Here is a 19,201-nt window from a genome sequence, read left to right as displayed (position 1 = left end):
CATGGCCGAGACGATCCCCATGACGAATGCTCCGCCCGCCATCAAGCTCAGCACGCTTCGCCAAATCGCTCCCTACCTGAGCATGCGAGGTGTATCGCCGCTGGAGTTCTTTCGGCGTTTTGGCATATCCCCACATGTTTTCCAGAACCCGGAAGCCTGGGTGCCGCGGGCGGCCTGCTTTCATATCGCGAATGAAATGGCCGCCATCGCCCAGGATCCCTTCGGTGGAGCGATGATCGGGCATTTGACCGATGTGCGCTCAACCGGCATGTGGGGCGAGTTGATCCTGGGCTCGACCAACCTTGCCCAGGCGTGCGCGGCGGCGGCCGTTCATACCGACCTGCTGCACCAGGGCAGCGAAGTCAAGATTGTCACCGAAGGCCGTACGACCAAACTGATCCAGCATTTTACCGGGCATCACGGGGCGGATCCGAAGCAGGTCATCTTCGGTACCTTGGCGGTGCTCAGAAAAGTGCCGCTCATGTCAGGCGCGCCGAGCGCCATACGCGTGCACCTGAAGAACCCGAGAGAACCAGGCGACGAGGCGCTTGAGGAGTATCTGGGCCCCAACCTGGTCATGAATGCCGACTACAACATGATCGAGTTCGATCGGGAGTTGCTGGAAATCCCCTTGCGGCCTGTCCGGGATGTCGCCTGGAAAACCACCCAAGCCTTGAACTCCACCTCGGCAGCCGCCGACGTGCTCGCCCAGCAGATCGCGGATCAGGAGTTCTCCAAACTGGTCACCATTTCCAGAAAGATCGGGCTGTCTGTGCGAACGCTGCAGCGACGCCTTGAACATTGCGGCATCGACTTCGATGCACTGCGTGACGAGACACGTCGCAGTGAAGCCCTCCAGTTGATTGCCAGCGGTCGGTACAGCGCGACTGAAATTGCCTACATGGTCGGCTACAGCGACCCCGCGCATTTTACCCGTGCCTTCAAACGCTGGACCGGCAGCCCACCGTCGCGCTATCGCGCCCTCTTGAAACACGATCGTTAACCCCCTCGCTTAATCCCTCGGGCCACGCTCAGCGGAGGCCTTCGCGTGCCCGCTCGCTGTGCTTTTGGCACCAAATGGCAAGTTCGCGCCAGGGCGTTCTTATACAGTCAAAAAATCAACGCCAACTTATAAAACCCAGAGGTTTCAATGACCCCATCATCCACGGCCTGCCTCTTCGCCATGGCACTGGCTGCTTATGGTAGTGCGCACGCTCAGTCATCCCCGGAGGCTGTGATACCGGTGGGTGTGGATAACTTTGCACGTGCCGAGTCCGATCTCTACTTGGGCAAAATGGTCGCTACAGGCAGCCTGGGCCGCTTTGTTCATAGCCGTGAAGCCGTGCCTATCAACGCCCAGAATGTGGTGCGGATGAATCGGGACACGCTGTATTCATCAGCGGTATTCGACCTCGATGCCGGCCCCGTCACGATCGCCTTGCCTGAGGCCGAGGGGCGGTTCATGTCGATGGCGGTGATCAATGAGGATCACTACGTGCCCATCGTCACCTACGGCGCCGGCCGCCGGACACTGACGAAGGAGGCAGTCGGCACACGCTATGTGTTTGTCGCCGTGCGCACCTTCTTTGACCCCACGGATCGCCAGGACCTGGAAAAGGTACATGCCTTGCAGGACGCCATCACCGTCGACCTGGCCAAGGTCGGGGAGTTCGTGGTACCGAAGTGGGACCCGGCCAGCCAGACAAAAGTGCGTGAGGCCCTGGAGGTACTGGGCTCGACGATTCCCGATTACAACCAGTCGTTTGGTCCCAAGGGCAAGGTCAATCCGATTCATCACCTGATCGGCACGGCCACGGGATGGGGCGGCAACCCGGCGAAGGATGCGATCTACCTCGGCGGCGTGATGCCTGCGAACGACGGCAAGACCGTTTACCGACTCAAGGTCGGCGCTGTCCCGGTCAAAAGCTTCTGGTCTGTCAGCGTTTACAACGCGGACGGCTACTTCCAGCAAAACCCGTATGACGCCTATTCACTGAACAATTTAACCGCCCAGAAAAGTGCTGACGGCTCGATTGTCATCCAGTTCGGCGGCTGTGACGGGAAGATCGCCAACTGCCTGCCGACTACGCCCGGTTGGAACTACACGGTTCGGCTGTATCAGCCGAGTGACGAGATCTTGAGTGGCCAATGGCGTTTTCCGAAGCCGCAGCCTGTTGCTCTCTAATTCAGGAAAAAATCGATGACAACGCTCGGTGGTTCAAACGTGTTCAAGCATTCGACGACACTCATTACGGGTGTCACTCTCGCTGTTGCGATGGCGTTGCCAGCACACGCAGGCGACTCAAACAGCGAGCCGTCCGTGACGGTTGGCGGCGGACTCGCGGTCGGCCCGTTGTACGAAGGTTCGTCGCACTACGCGGCGTTCCCGTCACTGAAACTCAAGGCCGTGTTGCCGACTGAAAACTGGGGCAAGTTCACTGCGGCCTTCCCGGACGGGCTGCGCTGGGACTTGCCGGGGCTATCGCCCTTCGGCGTGGCGCTGCTGTTGGGATACGACCAGGGGCGCAAAGAAAGAATCCACACCCTGGGTGGCCGTGACGACTACCTCAAGGGCATGGGCAACCTGGACAGCACGGCCCTGATCGGTGCAGAAGCCTACTGGATCCTGCCCGCCGGACGCCTGTTCGTTCGCGGCCTGCAAGCCAGTGAAAGCCGCAACTACGGCGGCGAAAACCTGGGCCGTACGAAGTATCTGGAAGCCGGCTTCGCCACCGCCTACGCGCTGTCTTCGACGTTAATCCTGGACTCGACGCTGTACGGCACCTGGAGCAATGAGAACGACATGATGGCCCGCTATGGCGTCACAGCCCAGCAAGCCGCGCGCACTAAGTTCGATGAATACCACCCCGGCGGCGGCATGCGCGACGTGACCTTAAAGCTCGGCCTCACCTGGCAATGGCAGCCACAGTTGGCGCTGGAAGGCGGCATCAAGACCTACGCCCTGGTCTCAGACGCGCGCAACAGTCCGTTGACGGGTGAAAAGGTGGGCACAGGCGCCTATCTGAATGCCTTGTACCGATTCTGATCAGGGAACAATCGATGAACACACATCAGATGTTGCTGGGGCTGGCCGGCCTGATCGGCGCGGGGCTGGCGTTTGCCGACGAGCCCGTCACCAAGATCACAGACCCGCATTTCAAGCTCGCCCCTGGCTATCTTGACGCGAAGGATCTGCCATTGCGCCTGGCCTTGCTTGGCGCACCACCCAAACCTGACTCCGCAGCCCTTGCGCGGGATGAAGAGGCACGGCGTGCAGCGCTGTCGCTACGCGGCACGGCCCGGGAAAAACTCGCGGCGGCGGACGCGGAGCTGGCCTTCCCAGGCCCGGCGCAAGCCTTCTCCTGCGCGATGGGTACACCGATCACCGAGAAAAACACGCCACATCTTTATACCTTGATGCAGCGCACCCTGACGGACGCCGGCGGCTCCACCTATGCCGGGAAGAATGCCTACAACCGCACCCGACCTTTCGTGGCGCATAACGAAGGCACCTGCCGCAAGGATATGGAGCCCTTGCTGCGCACGGATGGCTCCTGGCCGTCGGGTCACTCCGCTGCCGGTTGGGCCTGGGGGCTGCTGCTGGCCGAGATTCAGCCGGCACGCGCCACCGAGTTGATGACCCGTGGATTGTCCTTCGGCCAGAGCCGCGTCATCTGCGACGCACATTGGCAAAGCGACGTGGATGCCGGTCGCATTATGGGCGCCGCGACCGTGGCGAGCTTGCATGCCAATCCCGCATTCCTGGCGGATTTAGCGGCGGCAAAAGAGGAGGTCAAGGCGGCTCAAAAAGCCGGCCTGAAACCTACGCAAGACTGTGGGGCCGAAAGCGTGGCGCTCTCGCTGACCCAGCATTGATCGGAGAAACACCATGATGCACTTACGACGCCTGACGCTGGTGTTGGGCGCCTTTACGGCAATGCCAACCTTGGCCACGGCCGCCGACGGCGAGGGTTGGACCTTCAACGGCGGACCTTACCTATGGGGCGCAGGTATCCGTGGGCACGTGGGCCATCGCAGCACCGGCACCCAATTTATCAAGTCCGACTTCTCCGATATCGCACGCACGGTGGATATGTCGGTGATGCTGATGGGCGAGGCGCGTCGTGGTCCCTACAGCGTGCTCGCCGACCTGATGTACATCGACACTGACACCCGCAACCGCCTGCCTGGAGGCAAGCTTGCCAACAAGCTCGAGGTGGAAAGCAAGACCGCCTCCGGGTTCCTGGGTGGCGGCTATACGGTGTGGGGTGATACAGACCGGCGGTTGGATGTGGCCGGCGGGATGCGCGTCTGGTACAGCAGCACCACCCTCACCTTTCATGGTGGGCCCGCTGGCGGGCGATCCGGCTCCGACAGCGCAACCTGGGTCGACGCCATGGCCGGGCTACGCGGGCACTATGCGTTGAATGACCGGTTCTGGTTGTCATCCTGGGGCATGGCGGGCGCCGGGCAATCCAAGGAAGACTGGGACCTGGCGGCGCTGGCGGGCTGGGAATTCTGGCCCGGTTTCTCGGCCGTGGCCGGCTACCGGGCGATGGGCGTGAATTATCGTCACGACGGTTTCGTCTACGACATCGTTCAGAAAGGGCCGTTGCTGGGGATCAGTGGGCGGTTCTGAGCCGGTTTTTTCTGCGCAGATGAATCATTTGTGCCGTCAGGCCGATCACCAGCGCCACCGCAATACTCGCCTGCGCACCAAGCAACACGGGCGATTGCAGGTCCGTCACGAAGGGGTGGCCATCGGGAACGCGACGCAACGTTTCAGAAACGGTGGGCACCATCAGAAAGAACGCGGTCAGGCTCAAAAAGATCGTTTCCAGGTACACACGCGCCCGCCCCAACCAGGCCAGGTGCCCTACCCCATAACCCGCCAACAGCAGCGCAAGGGTCATGACGCCGATGATGTTGCTGACGGGTTGATGCGCCACCAGGAACACGGTGAAGCCGCCGATCAACATCGACACAAAATAGAACAACCCCGGCACTGACCGAGGCACGATGCGCCCGTGCTTGATAAACATGTAGGCGGCCAGTGGGATAGCCGGCAGGCTGCCAAGGGTGTGAAGCCAGCCAAGGGCGGAGATTCCGAACATTTCTGTGTTCCCATGTAGTTGGATGACGTGCATAAACGGCCAACGCTGCAAACGTTCATCTCTATGACGCCGGCACGCTATGATCTCGGGGGTCAGCTTAATGACGGCGGGATTGGAACGACATGATGAATCCCTTGGAAAACTTGATCATTCATCCGGAAATGCAGCTGGAAGGGCTGGCCAAAGGCGATTTGCTGTCCCAGGTGCTGGCTCAGATTCGTCTCACGGGCGATCGCGTTTATTCCTGCGCGCTTGCCGACGCGCAGGGCCTCGATCTAGATGAAAAGAGCGCGCATATCTGCGTGCTTCAACACGGCAAACTGCATCTGGAAGTGACCGATCAACCGGCACAGACCTTGAACCCAGGCGATGTCATCCTGCTGCCCCACGGTCCTGCGGGCCTCGTGATGACGGCGGTGGATGGGGCCGCAAGCGTGGTCATCTGCCGCTTCTGGTTCGACGCGAGCAGTTTCCAGGCCATGCTGTTTGCCCTGCCGCGGCTGATTCATATCCAACACGCCGAAGCCGCCGCCTGGTCGGAAGGCATCCTGCATTTCATGTTGCTCGAAGCCCATGACACGCAACCGGGCGGTGCGTTGATGATTTCGCGGCTTATCGATCTGGTGGTGATCCGCATTCTGCGCACCTGGGTGCAGCAGGGTGTGGCTTCCGGATGGCTGGGGGGGCTGTCGGACGCGCGTATCGCCCGCGCGCTGAAGGCCCTTCACGAAACGCCGGGCACGCAGTGGCGTATCGACGCGCTGGCGGAGATTGCGGGCATGTCACGCTCGAACTTCTGTGAACGCTTCACTACGCTGGTCGGGCGCTCGCCGCTGCGTTATCAAAATGAATGGCGCCTGACCCTGGCGAAAACCATGCTGTCCAGACAGGACGTTCGTATCGGCGAAATTGGCTTTGCGATTGGCTATGAGTCCGAGGCGGCGTTCAGTCGTGCCTACAAAGCCTTTTTTGGTCGCTCGCCACGGGAGGACAACGCCCGGCCGGGGTAGGCCGGGACGTGTTCATCAATGACCCGCGCTTTGCCCACCGTCGACATGCAGGATCTCGCCGGTGACAAAGCCAGCACGTTCCAGATAGACGATCGCCTGGGCGATATCACTCACTTCCCCCATATGCCCGACCGGGTGCAATTGCCCGAGCGCCGCGTGGGTTTCTTCGCCGTGCATCGGCGTCTTGATGATCCCCGGGCTCACCGCGTTCACCCGGATGCCACGCTTGGCGTACTCGATCGCCAGGGACTTTGTCGCTGAATTCAGCCCACCCTTGGTGAGGTTGGCTAGTACCGACGGCACGCCGTCAATCGCGTGATCCGCCAGGCTGGTGGTGACGTTGACGATATGGCCAGCGTTGTTCTTTTCCATCTCGGCAATGGCGAGTTGGGTGATGTAGAAGAAGCCGTTGAGGTTCACCGCGAGCACATTGGCGTAGTCCTCCTGGGTGTAGGCCGTGAACGGCTTGGCGATAAAGATACCGGCGTTGTTGATCAGGCTGTCGACGCGCCCGAAGGTAGCCAGGGTTTCGCGAATGACGCGCTGGGCGGTGGCCGGGTCGGCGATGTCGCCGGCGACGGTAAGGATGTCCGGGTCGGTGGACGGCTGGATCGAGCGCGAAGTGGCAACGACCCGGTAATCCAAAGCGCGGTAGGCCTGGACCACGGCGGCGCCGATACCTTGGGACGCGCCGGTGATGATGACGACTTTTTTCATGAGGGTTCTCCAGTAGGGATTCAGGCTTGGGATTTGCGGTATTCGGTGGTGGTGATGCCGGCGTAGCCCCAGTTATCGGTATCGACTTCTTCGATGACGATGTGGGTCAGGTCCGGGCGTTTGTGCAGGACGCGTTCGAGGGTTTCGGTGAACTCGGCGATGACCTGGGCTTTTTGCTCAGGGGTAACGCCGTCACGGGTGATGCGCAGGCTGACAAAGGGCATGGCGACGACTCCAGTGGCCGGCCATCGGGATGATGGGCGGGCAGTGGGGCCAATTTAGGCTTGCGTCGGGAGGGGATAAAGGTGGGGCCGAGTACTTCATTCGTACTGCGGTGTAACAAGACAGCGCTGGAATGCCAGGCATAAAAAAACCCCGAACCAGTCGGGGTTTTTTATTGCCTGGAATCAGGCGCGACGCCGGATCAATTAGAAAACGTTGATCGGGTAGTCGGCGAATAGACGGATTTCGTTACCGCCTACGTTGTACTGGTCAGCGTTGTTGGAGACACGCAACCAGGAGGCGCGAGCACGCAGGCTCAGGTCTTTGGCTGGGCCGCTCTGGACCACGTACTTGAACTGGTTCCAGATTTCACGCTCGGTGCCATCGCCGCGGTTGGTACCGTCGTCGATGTTGGTACCGCGCACGTAGGCAACGTTGTAGGTCAGGCCCGGTACGCCGAAGGTGGCGAAGTCGATGCCGTAGCCAAGCTGCCACGAACGCTCGTCCTTGCCGTTGAAGTCGGACCAGTAGGAGTTGGCCAGCAAGATGGTGTTACCACCGTCACCGATGCCGCCAGCGTTGCGGTAGCCGCCGTAGAGGTAACCGGTGTCGCCGGTGCTGCGCTGGTGAGCGACGGTGAAGCTGTGCGGGCCGACAGCCCACGTCGCGCCCAGGCTCCAGATCTTGTTGTCACGCGCGTTTTCGTCTTTCTGGTTTTCCAGCGCGAAGCTCTTGTCCAGCTTGGTTTTGTAGCCGTTGAAGTCAAAGGTCAGCGACTGCTTCTCTGGCAAGGCCAGCACGTAGTTGACGTTGACGTATTGCTTCTTCAGCACGTCCTGCATATCGGAGGCGTACAGCGCGGCCGACAGGCTCTCGGTGAATTTGTAGCTACCACCGATGTAGTCGATGCTTTTCAGGCGACCGCTGTCGGTGCCTTCCATGCTCTTACGGGCTTCTTTGGTGAAGTGACCCGCGTCCAGTTGCAGACCGGCGATCTCTTTGGAGACGATCGAGGTACCGGTGTAGGTTTCCGACAACAGACGGGAGTTGTCGTACTGCAGCACAGGCACGGCCGGGAACTGATCACCGTACTTGAGCACGGTGTTGGAAACGCGGAACTTCACGGCAGCGCCGCCCTTGGCCAGGTCGTGTGGTGCCGAGCCAGGGTTGTTGGCAGTGCCGTTACCCGGCTTGAAGAAGTCGATACCGCCGGCGCCAGCACGGCCTTTACCGCCGTCCAGACGAATAGCGTATTGGCCGATCACGTCCACACCCACACCAACGGTGCCTTGGGTGAAACCGGACTCGAGCTTGCCGATGAAGCCTTGGCCCCACTCGGCTTTGTCTTGCTTGCCGTTCTTGTAGTCACGGCTGATGTAGGCGTTACGTGCGGCGATGTTCAGGTGGCTGTCTTCGATAAAACCCTTGGACTGGTCCTGGTCGTTTGCCATTGCTGTCGATGCGCTCAAAATCCCCAGAGCGATCAGACTCATCCGTTGCTTCAACATTTTCTTGTATTCCTTATTCCTGGTTGAGTACGCGCTGTGACACCAGGCTCCGTGTCGCTTTTTCTGGTGTCGACTGATTCCGGAAAAAAGAAGGCCCGCGGACGACTTAACAGGCCGCGGGCCTTTTTTATTGGATGAGTCATGGCGGTTAGCCACAGGCGTTGGGCGCAATCCTAGTCGCGCCCGGAACTATGTGTCAATTTCGCGAATCGTCTGTATTTAGGCGAAATAATTCTAAGGAAGCGCCTACAGCGGTTCTGTTAGCGACAAAAAACCGCACGCAAAACGGCAAAAAACACATCTCGTAACACATTTCAAAGCCGATACGTTTGGTAATGGATAACGCGCGCAAATGCAAAGCATTACCATTAACGCGCAATTTCCTCCCAAACAATTCGGATACATTCCTCCATGCCTGCCCCTCGCCTAACGCCCATCACCCTTGGGCTTTCCGTTCTGCTGTCTGCCGGTTTTGCCTGTGCGGTATGTGCCGCAGGCGATCGACTCCGTGAAGACCGAAAGCCTGCGCTCCTATGGCACCAATGACCTGGGCCAGGCGTTGAGCGGCATCCCCAACGTCAGCAGCGGCGCCGACACGCGCTTCGACAGCTTGCGCATCCGCGGTTTCGACGCGAGCAATGACTTCTATCTGGATGGCATTCGCGACGACAGCCAATACGTGCGCGACCTGCACAACATCGAGCGCATCGAAGTGCTCAAGGGGCCAGCAGCAGTGCTTTACGGGCGAGGCGGTCAGGGAGGGATCGTCAACCGCGTGAGCAAACTGCCTGTGGCCGGGCATAAATCGAGTATCGAAGCCCAGGGCGGCAGCAACGACTTGCGCAGCTTGTACGCCGACCTCAGCACCGACCCCACCGATAACATCAGCCTGCGCCTGAACATGGGCAACCAGGACAACAACAGCTTTCGCGACGGCGTCAGCGGCAATCGCCAACTGTTCGCACCGTCCATGAGCTGGCAACTCACGCCGGACCTGAACTGGCTGGTGCAGTATGAATACAGCCGCTACAACCGCACGCCCGACCGTGGCATTCCAGGGGTCAACGGCCGGCCAGCGGATGTGAGCCGCAGCACCACCTACTTTGATAACCGCGACTACATTGACGACAAATCCCAGTCGCTGCGCTCCAAGCTGGCCTATGAACTCAACGACAACTGGCAACTGCGCCAGACACTCGGTGTGTTCAAGCTCGACAGTGATTTCGACAATACCTACCAAACCGCCTACGTGCCGGCGACCCACAGCGTCACACGCCAACGCTGGCAGCAAGACCTGAACACCCTCAATATCTTCAACAACGTCGAGCTGGAAGGTGGCTTCAGCACCTACGGCCTGGAACACCGCCTGCTGACCGGCCTCGAACTGGGCAGCCAGCGCCGCGACCCGAAGCTGTACACCGCCACTGCCGTCAACCGAGGCGGCCAGGCCGTGCCGAGCCTGGACCTCAACCAGCCCAATCGCAACCTCAGCCACACTGGGCGCATGAGCGTATCAAGCAACAACCACACCGAAGTCGAAAGCCGTGCCCTTTACGTGCAGGACCAACTGCGCCTGAACGATCAGTGGCAAGTCCTGGCCGGCCTGCGCTATGACCGCTTTGAAGTGGACACCAAAAACAAACTGCTCAATACCCAGCAGGATGTCAAAAGCCACAGCACCAGCCCGCGCTTTGGCCTGGTCTGGACGCCGTTGGAACATCACTCGTTCTACGCGTCGTGGAGCAAGACGTTTTCGCCTGCGGGCGGCGGCTTGATCGGTATCACCCCGAACGCCGCCGGCAGCGTCAACGACCTGAGCCCAGAGCTGACCAAGCAGAAGGAAATCGGGGTCAAGAGCGACTGGCTCGACGACCGCCTGAGCACCACCCTGGCGGTGTACGAACTGGAACTCTACAACCGCCGCACCAGCGACCCACTGGACCGTACCATTACCCTGCTCAGCGGCTTGCAGCGTTCACGTGGCGTGGAGCTGACCGCCAGCGGCAAGATCGTCGGCAACTGGTACGTGCGCGGCGGCGTTGGCCTGCAGGATGCCAAGGTCGAAAAGGACAACAACGGCTTTGAAGGCAAGCGCGTCAGTGATGTGGCCAAGCGCAATGCCAGTTTGTTCATTACCTGGAAGCCAGAGATGGGCTGGTACGCAGAAACCGGCCTGACGCTGGTGGGCGACCGTTATGCCGACAGCCTCAACACCGTGGTGTTGCCGGGTTATGGCCGTTGGGATGCGCTGGCGGGGTTCCGTCAGAAGGAATGGGACGTGAGTGCGGCGCTGAACAATATCGCGGATAAAACCTACTACGCCTCGGCGACCAGTGTGGCGCAGATTCAGCCAGGGGAACCGCGTAGTCTGGTGGTGACAGGTACCTACAGCTTCTAAAAGTCTTCCTGTAGGAGCGAGCTTGCTCGCGAAAAACCCGAGAGCGCCGCGATTAACCAGGATCGCGGCGTTATCGTTGGCGACCTTCGCGAGCAAGCTCGCTCCTACAAGTGCATCAGTTCATCAATTCGCACAACAGCTTCACTTCATCCTCACTGAACAACCCCGCCGGGTAACGTTCACTCATCACGCTGCGCAAATCGGGCTGTTGTCTGATCTGCCGCGAGCCGTTTTCCTTCAACCAGAGTGCCAGCGCATGGATCGCGTCACCGTTGACCCGCAAGGGGTGGAACGTGCGCGTGTACATCAGGTTGATATCGGCGTTCATTTCAGCGCTCTCTCCTACTGCGTGAGCGGCTAACTTACTCAAGGTTTATGACAGAACTGTGCAGTCATCGCCTTGGGCCACTGTCACAACGGCGATACAAGAGCTATGCCAATGTCTCGTGCTCATAGGCGTTTTGACACAAAAAAGCCCGCGACCTGTCTGGGTCGCGGGCTTGTTGTGGAGGACCGAACCGATCAACGCCGGTTCATCCTCATAGCGCTGTTACAACTGCACTCAATTTTTGTGCGGGGCCGGCTGTTGTTGGGTCAGGCAGTGGATGTTGCCGCCGCCCAGTAACAGTTCGCGGCCTGGCACCATCACCACTTCATGTTGCGGGAACAGCGCCTGCAGGATGGATTTGGCCTGGCTGTCCAGCGGGTCGTCGAAGCTTGGCGCGATGATGCCACCGTTGACGATCAGGAAGTTGACGTAGGAACCCGCCAACCGCACGGTCGGATTACGTTCCTGGGTACCGTCAACCGGGTCAACGCCGGCGCATTCTTCTTCGGTCGCATACAGCGGGCCAGGGATCGGCATTTTATGCACGGTGAACGAGCGCCCCTGGGCGTCGGTGCTGCTTTGCAGCACCTCCATGGCGGTGTGGCAGCGCGCATAGTTCGGATCTTGCGGGTCGTCGGTCCAGGCCAGCAGCACTTCGCCTGGGCGCACGTAGCAACAGAAGTTATCCACATGGCCGTCGGTTTCGTCGTTGAACAGGCCATCCGGCAGCCAGATGATCTTATCCACAGCCAGGTTGGCGCTCAGTACCGCTTCGATCTCGGCACGGTCGAGGTGCGGGTTGCGATTGCGGTTGAGCAAGCATTCTTCGGTGGTGATCAGGGTGCCTTCGCCGTCGACATGGATCGAGCCGCCTTCCAGCACAAAACCTTCGGTGCGATAGCGCGAAGCGCGTTCGATTTCGAGAATCTTGCCGCCGACCTGGGAGTCGCGATTCCATGGCGAATACAGACCGCCGTCAAAACCGCCCCAGGCGTTGAAGTCCCAGTTCACGCCGCGCACTTCGCCGCTGTTGTTGATCACGAAGGTCGGGCCGGTATCGCGTACCCAGGCGTCATCGCTGGACATCTCCACCACGCGGATATTCGGCACATCCAGGCGCGCGCGAGCGTTTTCGTACTGGCCAGCGGAAACCGCCACGGTGACCGGCTCAAACCGTGCAATGGCCTTGGCCACCGCTACGTGAGCGGCCTGCGCGGGTTTGCCACCCAGGCGCCAGTTATCCGGGCGCTCCGGCCAGATCATCCAGGTCTGGGTCTGTGGCGCCCATTCGGCAGGCATATGAAAGCCATCGGCGCGGGGGGTGCTGTGCAGGGTGGTCATGGCGATCAGGACTCCGAATGGGGGTGAGGGCCGACTTCATAATGGATAAAAATCGGCTTTAATAGCGACATAAGATAATAACGTGAAAATATTACAATAATTAGCCGATAACAATCGACAAATTACAAATGCTCATCGAGCACCTTCGACAGCATGTCGACGAAAAAATCCACGCTACGCCGGGACGTGACCATCGGCGGCTTGATCTTGAGGATGTTCAAATAGTCACCCGTGGGCTGCATGAAAATCCCCAGCTCGCGCAGGCGATCACACAGCAAGGTGGTTTCTTCAGTTGCAGGTTCCAGGGTCTGTCGGTCACGCACCAACTCCAGCCCGAGATAAAAGCCGGAGCCGTGGACAGCTCCCACCAACGGATGACGATCGATCAGCTCCTCCAACCTGGCCTTGAAATGCCCGCCAACCACCTGCGCGTTTTCCCACAGCTTTTCCTCTTCCATCACATCCAACACGGCCATGCCGATCCGGCAACTCACCGGGCTGCCTCCCGAGGACGAGAAGAAATACCCTTCAGCCTCCAGCGCCTCGGCGATTTCACGCCGGGTAATCACCGCGCCCAGCGGCTGGCCATTGCCCATGCCCTTGGCCATGGTGATGATGTCGGGCACCACGCCCTGCTCTTCAAAGCCCCAGAAAAAATGCCCCATGCGGCCATAACCCACCTGCACTTCATCGGCGATACACACGCCGCCCTGGGCACGAACGCGTCCATACACCTGCTGCAAATAGCCCGGCGGCAACGAGATGCCACCGGCATTCCCATACACCGGCTCGCAGATGAAACCCGCCAGTTGGCGTTGGCTCGCGGCGATTTTCGCCAGGTTGTGTTCCACGCTTCGTACGTAATCCGGCGCACTGTCCTGCCCACGGAACTCGCCGCGATAGGTATTGGGCGCTGTCACCGGGTGTACCCAGTCCGGGCGACTACTTAATGCCTGGGGGTTGTCGGCGATCGACGTGGACACTGCATCCGCCGCCACCGACCAGCCGTGGTAGGCCTCCAGCACGCTGAGCATGTCGCGCCCGCCGCTGAAGGCCCAGGCCAGGCGGATCGCCAAGTCATTGGCCTCGGTGCCGCTGTTGACCAGGAATACCCGGTCCATGCCTTCTGGCGCCAGCGACAGCAAACGTTCGGAAAATTCGGCAATCGCCGCGTAGTGGAAGCGCGAGTTGGTATTGAGCAACGACCACTGCCGCGCGGCCACCGTCGCCATGCGCGGATGGCCATGGCCCAGCACAGCGACGTTATTGAGCATGTCCAGGTAGGAACGGCCCTGCATGTCGATCAGGTGGTTGCGCCAGCCACGCTCGATACGCGGCGGGTCGACGTAATAGTGCTTTTGCGAACGGGCGAAACTGGCATCGCGGCGGGCCAGCAGGGCCTCGGGGTCCAACTCGGGCTCGGCATCGCAGGCCAGGCCCAACAGCGCGGCCGGCGACGGACACAGCGACTGCCATGCCTGTGCCCGTGACGGTGTGCAGAACAACGGTGCGGGTACGTCAGCACGGCACAGTTGCACGGTGAGCGGGCCTTCGACCTCACCGATGACCTGCCCCTTGATCACCGCAGCACCTGGCTGCAACTGAACTTTCACGCCCCATAGCCGCACGCTTGCCTCATGGCTGTGCACTTGAAGCTCACCGTTGACGCCCCGTCGCACAAGGCCTGCAAACGGTGCTTCAACGGATGTGCCCAACGCCACGTGCAGTTCGACATGCAACGGGAACGTCTCTGGCTCATTCGCGCTGTCGGGCTGGGTACGCGACAAACGGTATTGCCCATAACGACTCGCCGCCAGGCCATGCACCGCCGCCGCCTCCTGCAACAAGCGTTGATCGATGCCGGATTGTTCCCAGTTACCGGCCTCGAAATGCGGGCTGAGCACGCCCAGGTCGATCAACGCAAACTCACGCCCAACCAACCCTGGCAGCAACGGCGCAAAGCCCTGGCTGGCGATGGGTGCGGGCGCCTGCCCGACGCACCCCAGAATGGCCGCCTCCATTAATTCAAACGGCACTGACGTCGCTACATGGAAGATTTCCCACTCATGTTCAGCGTTTTTCAGCAGGTAACTGTTATCCGGATCCAGGCGTTGCTGCTGCTCGCTGCTCAACACCAGCACCGCCGCACGGGCGACGATCAACGGCCACAGCGCCCGCAATTCTTCGTGCTGCAACGGCGTCACCGCGTGACACGCTTGAATCGCCGGCAAGATCGCAAAGGGATCGCCCTCGGCATGGTGCAGCAGCGCGGCGCAGGTCACCGACAGGTCGGCAATGCGCCAGGTATGCACCAGGTCGCCGAAGTCGATCACGCCCTGAACCTGCCAGTGCCGTTGCGCATCGCGCTGCCACACCACGTTGTCGTCGGTGATGTCCATATGCACCGCCTGCCACGGCAAGTGATCGGCCAGGGGGCGGATACGCTCCTCGACCTGCTCAGCCACTTGCTCCAGTACGGCACGGTGCGGAAGGTTTTCCAGCGTCGCCAGCAGATGCTTGATCAATGCCTGGGCATGGCGCGGGTCCCACTGCAGCGTGCGCGCAAGGCCCGGATGCTCAAACCGCGCCAGCGCCTGGCTCATGCGCCCACACAGGTCACCAAACCCTGCGATCACCCCACGCCCCAAGTGAGGCTGATGGGTCAACGGCTGGCCATCGATGTAATCCAGTACCCGCACGTGCAAGGCTTGACCGTCGAGGGTCAGGGTCAACAACTCTTCCCCCGTCAAAGACTTGATGACCTTGGGTACACGCACAGTCTGCAGGTTATTGAGCGCCGCATGCTGGGCGTGCAGCTCAACAGCGTCGTAGTCGCCCCGGCAGATTTTCAGAACAAACCGGCCGCGGGGGCTGTCGACTTTGTAGTTGAGGTCTTGCTGGCTGCCCAACGATTGCAAGGTGCCAGTTAGGCCGTAATGCTGCTCAAGCAGTTGAGCCGCCTGGTCGGGGCTCACTTGCGGGCAGGGTAGACCGGCGCGATGGATCAGGGTGGCGAGCGGCATGGGGTTGGCCTCGGCTTTTTTAGGCGTGTATATCGCCATTGTTCAGGGGGGTTAGGCAACCCCTGAGGCATGCCGACCTGCCGGGCGCCCCAACACAGGCTATGCTCGCTAATCGTCCGTTTAAGGAAAAGGGCCCCCGACATGCGCATTCTCATTACCGGTGGCGCCGGTTTTATCGGTTCTGCTTTGGTACGCCACTTGATTCAGCACACCGAGCACGAAGTGCTCAACCTGGACAAACTCACCTACGCCGGCAACCTGGAATCATTGACCCGTATCGCGTCCAACAGCCGTTACGAATTCGTCCAGGCCGATATCAACGACCAGGCCACCGTCAGCGCGGTACTGACGCGCTTTGAGCCCCAGGCGGTCATGCACCTGGCCGCCGAGTCCCATGTCGACCGTTCGATTGATGGGCCGTCGGACTTTATCCAGACCAATATCGTCGGCACCTACAGTCTGTTGGAAGCCACGCGGGGCTATTGGCAAACCCTCGCCGGTCCGGAAAAAAAGGCCTTCCGGTTTCACCATATTTCTACGGATGAGGTGTACGGCGACCTGCATGGTGTGGACGACCTGTTCACCGAAACCACGCCCTACGCCCCCAGCTCGCCCTACTCCGCGAGTAAAGCTGCTTCCGATCACCTGGTTCGCGCCTGGCAGCGCACCTATGGCTTGCCGGTACTGCTGACCAACTGTTCGAACAACTACGGGCCGTTCCACTTCCCCGAAAAACTTATCCCGCTGGTCATTCTCAATGCCCTCGCGGGCAAGCCATTGCCAGTCTATGGTGATGGCTTGCAGGTGCGCGACTGGCTATTCGTCGAAGACCATGCCCGAGCATTGCTCAAGGTGGTGACCGACGGCGTAGTGGGCGAAACCTACAACATCGGCGGGCACAACGAACAAAAGAACATCGACGTCGTGCGACAGATCTGCGCCTTGCTGGAAGAACTGGCGCCACAGCACCCAGCGGGTGTGCAGAAATACGCTGACTTGATCAGGTTCGTCAAAGACCGCCCCGGCCATGATCTGCGCTATGCAATCGACGCCAGCAAGATAGAACGAGAGCTGGGCTGGGCGCCGCAGGAAACCTTTGAAACCGGACTGCGCAAGACCGTGCAGTGGTACCTCGATAACCTGGAGTGGTGCCGCAGGGTCCAGGACGGTAGTTATCAAGGCCAACGACTGGGCAATACCGACATGAGGGATCTGATCGCATGATGAAGGGAATCGTATTGGCCGGCGGCTCCGGCACCCGTCTTCACCCCATTACCCTGGGCGTGTCCAAGCAACTATTGCCGGTGTATGACAAACCGATGATCTATTACCCGATTTCGGTGCTGATGTTGGCGGGTATCAAGGAAATCCTGGTGATTTCCACTCCGGCGGACCTGCCGCAATACCGCAACTTGCTGGGCGACGGCAGCCAGTTCGGCGTAACGTTCAGCTACGCCGAGCAGCCCACGCCAGATGGCCTGGCGCAGGCCTTCCTGATTGGCGAGGCGTTCATTGGCAAAGACCCTGTATGCCTGATCCTCGGCGATAATATCTTCCACGGCCAGAGCTTCAGCGCGCAGTTGCATGCAGCGGTGGAGCGCGGCAAGGGCGCCACGGTGTTTGGCTACTGGGTCAAAGACCCGGAACGCTTTGGTGTGATCGACTTCGACAGCGAAGGGCGCGCGCTGTCCATTGAAGAAAAGCCGGCGGTGCCTAAATCAAGCTATGCCGTGACAGGCCTGTATTTCTATGACAACGACGTGATCAGCATCGCCAAGGCGGTCAAGCCCTCCGCCCGTGGTGAGCTGGAGATCACCGACGTCAACAATGCCTACTTGCACCGGGGCGACCTGCAAGTGGAACGCTTCGGCCGGGGCTTCGCCTGGTTGGATACCGGCACCCACGACAGCTTGTTGGACGCCTCGCAATACGTGCAAACTATCGAACGCCGCCAAGGGCTGAAAGTGGCATGCCTTGAAGAAATCGCCTACAGCAACGGCTGGATCGACCGCGACCACCTGCTGGAACGCGCCAAGTACTTCGGCAAGACCGGTTACGGCCAATACCTGTACTCACTGGCTGGAGACAACCAGTGAACGTCATTGAAACCTCACTGCCCGGCGTACTGATCATCGAACCCAAAGTGTTCGGTGACGAGCGCGGTTTTTTCTACGAAAGCTTCAACGCCCGCGGCTTTGAAGAGGCCACCGGGCTCAAGCGCCAGTTTGTGCAGGACAACCACTCGCGCTCGCAAAAAGGCGTGCTGCGCGGCCTGCATTACCAACTCGAACACACCCAGGGCAAATTGGTGCGCGTCACCGCCGGTGAAGTGCTGGACGTAGCCGTCGATATCCGCCGAAGCTCGCCGAATTTCGGCCAGTGGGTGGGTGTACGCTTGTCGGCCCAGAATCATCGCCAACTCTGGGTGCCGGAAGGCTTCGCCCATGGCTTCGTGGTACTGAGCGAGCACGCCGAATTCCTGTACAAAACCACTGACTACTACCAGCCCAGCGCCGAACGCAGCATCCTGTGGAATGACCCGACACTGGCCATCGACTGGGAGCTGAGCGAGACGCCACAGTTGTCCGCCAAGGACCAGGCAGGCAAACCCTTGCTGGAAGCTGACGTGTTCCCATGAAGATATTGATCACCGGCCGACATGGCCAAGTCTCCCGCGAACTGCAACTGCAGCTCCAAGGCCTGGGCGAGCTCATCGTCCTGGGCCGCGACCAGCTTGACCTGGCTGACGCAGACCAGATCCGCCAGCAAGTGCGAGCCCATCGCCCAGGCTTGATCATCAACGCAGCAGCCCACACCGCCGTCGATCTGGCCGAGAGCGAACCGGACGCTGCGTTTGCCATTAACGCCATCGCCCCGGGCATTCTCGCTGGGGAAGCCAAGGCGCTGGGCATCCCGCTGATCCACTATTCCACCGACTACGTGTTCGACGGCAGCAAACCTGCGCCTTACACCGAAACCGACACGCCGAACCCACTGGGCGTCTACGGCCAAAGCAAACTGGCGGGCGAGCACGCGATTGCGGCCGTCGGCGGCCAATACCTCATTCTGCGCACCAGTTGGGTCTACTCCAACCACGGCAAAAACTTCCTGCTGACCATGCAGCGTCTGCTGCAAGAGAAGCCGCAGATGCGCATCGTCGCCGACCAGATCGGCGCGCCGACCTGGGCCGGCAGTATTGCCAACAGCACACGTGCGTTGATCGAGCGCTGGCAAGCAGGCGAACCGGGGGAATGGGGCATTTATCACCTGACCGCCGGAGGCCAAACCTCATGGTTCGGTTTTGCCGAGGCCATTGGCGAGCACCTGCGCGAACAGGGCAAGGCCTGCGCCGAACTGGAGCCCATCCCTTCCAGCGCTTATCCGACACCCGCCCAGCGCCCGCTGAACTCGCGCCTGGACTGCAGCCGCCTGCTGCAGCAATGGCACGTCAGCCAGCCACACTGGCAAGACGCATTGCGCGAGTGTCTTGCACAGCAGCACTAGGCATAATGCGCCTGTACCCACAGGCGCACGACTCCC

The 19,201-nt window shown here is 60.4% G+C and carries 17 protein-coding genes and 1 pseudogene; 11 read left to right on the top strand and 7 right to left on the bottom strand.

The window, feature by feature from the left end; genetic code table 11:
- The first annotated feature begins 19 nt into the window (after positions 1-19).
- The 5 genes from CI807_RS08030 to CI807_RS08010 all read left to right on the top strand — a co-directional run bounded on the left by CI807_RS08030 (position 20) and on the right by CI807_RS08010 (position 4,639).
- Entirely contained in the window at positions 20-1,003 is a 984-nt protein-coding gene (locus CI807_RS08030) for an AraC family transcriptional regulator (protein ID WP_095017521.1), read from the top strand.
- 147 nt (positions 1,004-1,150) lie between these two features.
- Positions 1,151-2,185, top strand: coding sequence for a DUF1254 domain-containing protein (locus tag CI807_RS08025; RefSeq protein WP_095014300.1), 1,035 nt, complete (start codon positions 1,151-1,153; stop codon positions 2,183-2,185).
- A 15-nt stretch (positions 2,186-2,200) separates the two neighbouring features.
- Complete coding sequence (locus tag CI807_RS08020; protein WP_095014299.1) at positions 2,201-3,046, top strand: MipA/OmpV family protein; 846 nt, start codon at positions 2,201-2,203, stop codon at positions 3,044-3,046.
- A gap of 14 nt (positions 3,047-3,060) precedes the next feature.
- Positions 3,061-3,876, top strand: coding sequence for a phosphatase PAP2 family protein (locus tag CI807_RS08015; protein WP_095014298.1), 816 nt, complete (start codon positions 3,061-3,063; stop codon positions 3,874-3,876).
- A gap of 13 nt (positions 3,877-3,889) precedes the next feature.
- Entirely contained in the window at positions 3,890-4,639 is a 750-nt protein-coding gene (locus CI807_RS08010) for a hypothetical protein (RefSeq protein ID WP_095014297.1), read from the top strand.
- On the opposite strand, the gene CI807_RS08005 is transcribed toward CI807_RS08010, so the two are convergent.
- Complete coding sequence (locus CI807_RS08005) at positions 4,623-5,114, bottom strand: hypothetical protein (RefSeq protein ID WP_095014296.1); 492 nt, start codon at positions 5,112-5,114, stop codon at positions 4,623-4,625. The two genes, CI807_RS08010 and CI807_RS08005, sit on opposite strands and share 17 nt — an antisense overlap.
- Before the next feature lie 143 nt (positions 5,115-5,257).
- Here CI807_RS08005 and CI807_RS08000 point away from each other — a divergent pair, with 143 nt between their 5' ends.
- Positions 5,258-6,124 carry an AraC family transcriptional regulator gene (locus CI807_RS08000; RefSeq protein WP_256578732.1) on the top strand — a complete coding sequence of 289 codons (867 nt, stop codon included), beginning with the start codon at positions 5,258-5,260 and terminating at the stop codon, positions 6,122-6,124.
- A gap of 15 nt (positions 6,125-6,139) precedes the next feature.
- Here CI807_RS08000 and CI807_RS07995 read toward each other — a convergent pair whose 3' ends face one another.
- The 3 genes from CI807_RS07995 to CI807_RS07985 form a co-directional block, all read right to left on the bottom strand.
- Positions 6,140-6,841 (bottom strand): SDR family NAD(P)-dependent oxidoreductase, encoded by a 702-nt coding sequence (locus CI807_RS07995; RefSeq protein ID WP_095014294.1) that lies wholly within the window; start codon positions 6,839-6,841, stop codon positions 6,140-6,142.
- 20 nt (positions 6,842-6,861) lie between these two features.
- On the bottom strand, positions 6,862-7,065 hold the full coding sequence (locus CI807_RS07990) for a 4-oxalocrotonate tautomerase family protein (RefSeq protein ID WP_016979078.1): 204 nt from the start codon (positions 7,063-7,065) through the stop codon (positions 6,862-6,864).
- A gap of 204 nt (positions 7,066-7,269) precedes the next feature.
- A complete protein-coding gene (locus CI807_RS07985) occupies positions 7,270-8,571 on the bottom strand; it encodes an OprD family porin (RefSeq protein WP_095014293.1) in 1,302 nt (433 codons plus the stop codon).
- Between the two features lie 411 nt (positions 8,572-8,982).
- On the opposite strand from CI807_RS07985, the pseudogene CI807_RS07980 reads away from it, so the two are divergent.
- Positions 8,983-10,969: pseudogene (locus CI807_RS07980) on the top strand (TonB-dependent receptor).
- Between the two features lie 115 nt (positions 10,970-11,084).
- Here the strand turns inward: CI807_RS07980 and CI807_RS07975 are convergent.
- From CI807_RS07975 to CI807_RS07965, 3 genes are all read right to left on the bottom strand, one after another.
- A complete protein-coding gene (locus CI807_RS07975; protein ID WP_071497013.1) occupies positions 11,085-11,297 on the bottom strand; it encodes a hypothetical protein in 213 nt (70 codons plus the stop codon).
- Positions 11,298-11,531: 234 nt separating this feature from the next.
- The gene (gene aguA, locus CI807_RS07970) at positions 11,532-12,638 is read right to left on the bottom strand and encodes an agmatine deiminase (RefSeq protein WP_095014292.1); all 1,107 of its coding nucleotides are present in this window, start codon (positions 12,636-12,638) and stop codon (positions 11,532-11,534) included.
- A gap of 122 nt (positions 12,639-12,760) precedes the next feature.
- A complete protein-coding gene (locus CI807_RS07965) occupies positions 12,761-15,661 on the bottom strand; it encodes an aminotransferase (protein ID WP_095014291.1) in 2,901 nt (966 codons plus the stop codon).
- Positions 15,662-15,802: 141 nt separating this feature from the next.
- Here CI807_RS07965 and rfbB point away from each other — a divergent pair, with 141 nt between their 5' ends.
- The 4 genes from rfbB to rfbD are packed head-to-tail and all read left to right on the top strand — an operon-like array spanning position 15,803 to position 19,165.
- Positions 15,803-16,885 (top strand): dTDP-glucose 4,6-dehydratase, encoded by a 1,083-nt coding sequence (gene rfbB, locus CI807_RS07960; RefSeq protein ID WP_095014290.1) that lies wholly within the window; start codon positions 15,803-15,805, stop codon positions 16,883-16,885.
- On the top strand, positions 16,882-17,757 hold the full coding sequence (rfbA, locus tag CI807_RS07955) for a glucose-1-phosphate thymidylyltransferase RfbA (protein ID WP_095014289.1): 876 nt from the start codon (positions 16,882-16,884) through the stop codon (positions 17,755-17,757). Before rfbB ends, rfbA begins: the two co-directional genes overlap by 4 nt.
- A complete protein-coding gene (gene rfbC, locus CI807_RS07950) occupies positions 17,754-18,299 on the top strand; it encodes a dTDP-4-dehydrorhamnose 3,5-epimerase (RefSeq protein WP_095014288.1) in 546 nt (181 codons plus the stop codon). The genes rfbA and rfbC overlap by 4 nt, the downstream gene beginning before the upstream one ends.
- Entirely contained in the window at positions 18,296-19,165 is an 870-nt protein-coding gene (gene rfbD / locus CI807_RS07945) for a dTDP-4-dehydrorhamnose reductase (protein ID WP_095014287.1), read from the top strand. The genes rfbC and rfbD overlap by 4 nt, the downstream gene beginning before the upstream one ends.
- Positions 19,166-19,201: the final 36 nt, after the last annotated feature.

Source organism: Pseudomonas sp. NS1(2017), from assembly GCF_002269425.1.
In the GTDB taxonomy this organism is placed as follows: domain Bacteria; phylum Pseudomonadota; class Gammaproteobacteria; order Pseudomonadales; family Pseudomonadaceae; genus Aquipseudomonas; species Aquipseudomonas reactans.
Note: the sequence above shows the minus strand (reverse complement) of the source record. Positions and strands in the feature narration are given on the sequence as shown.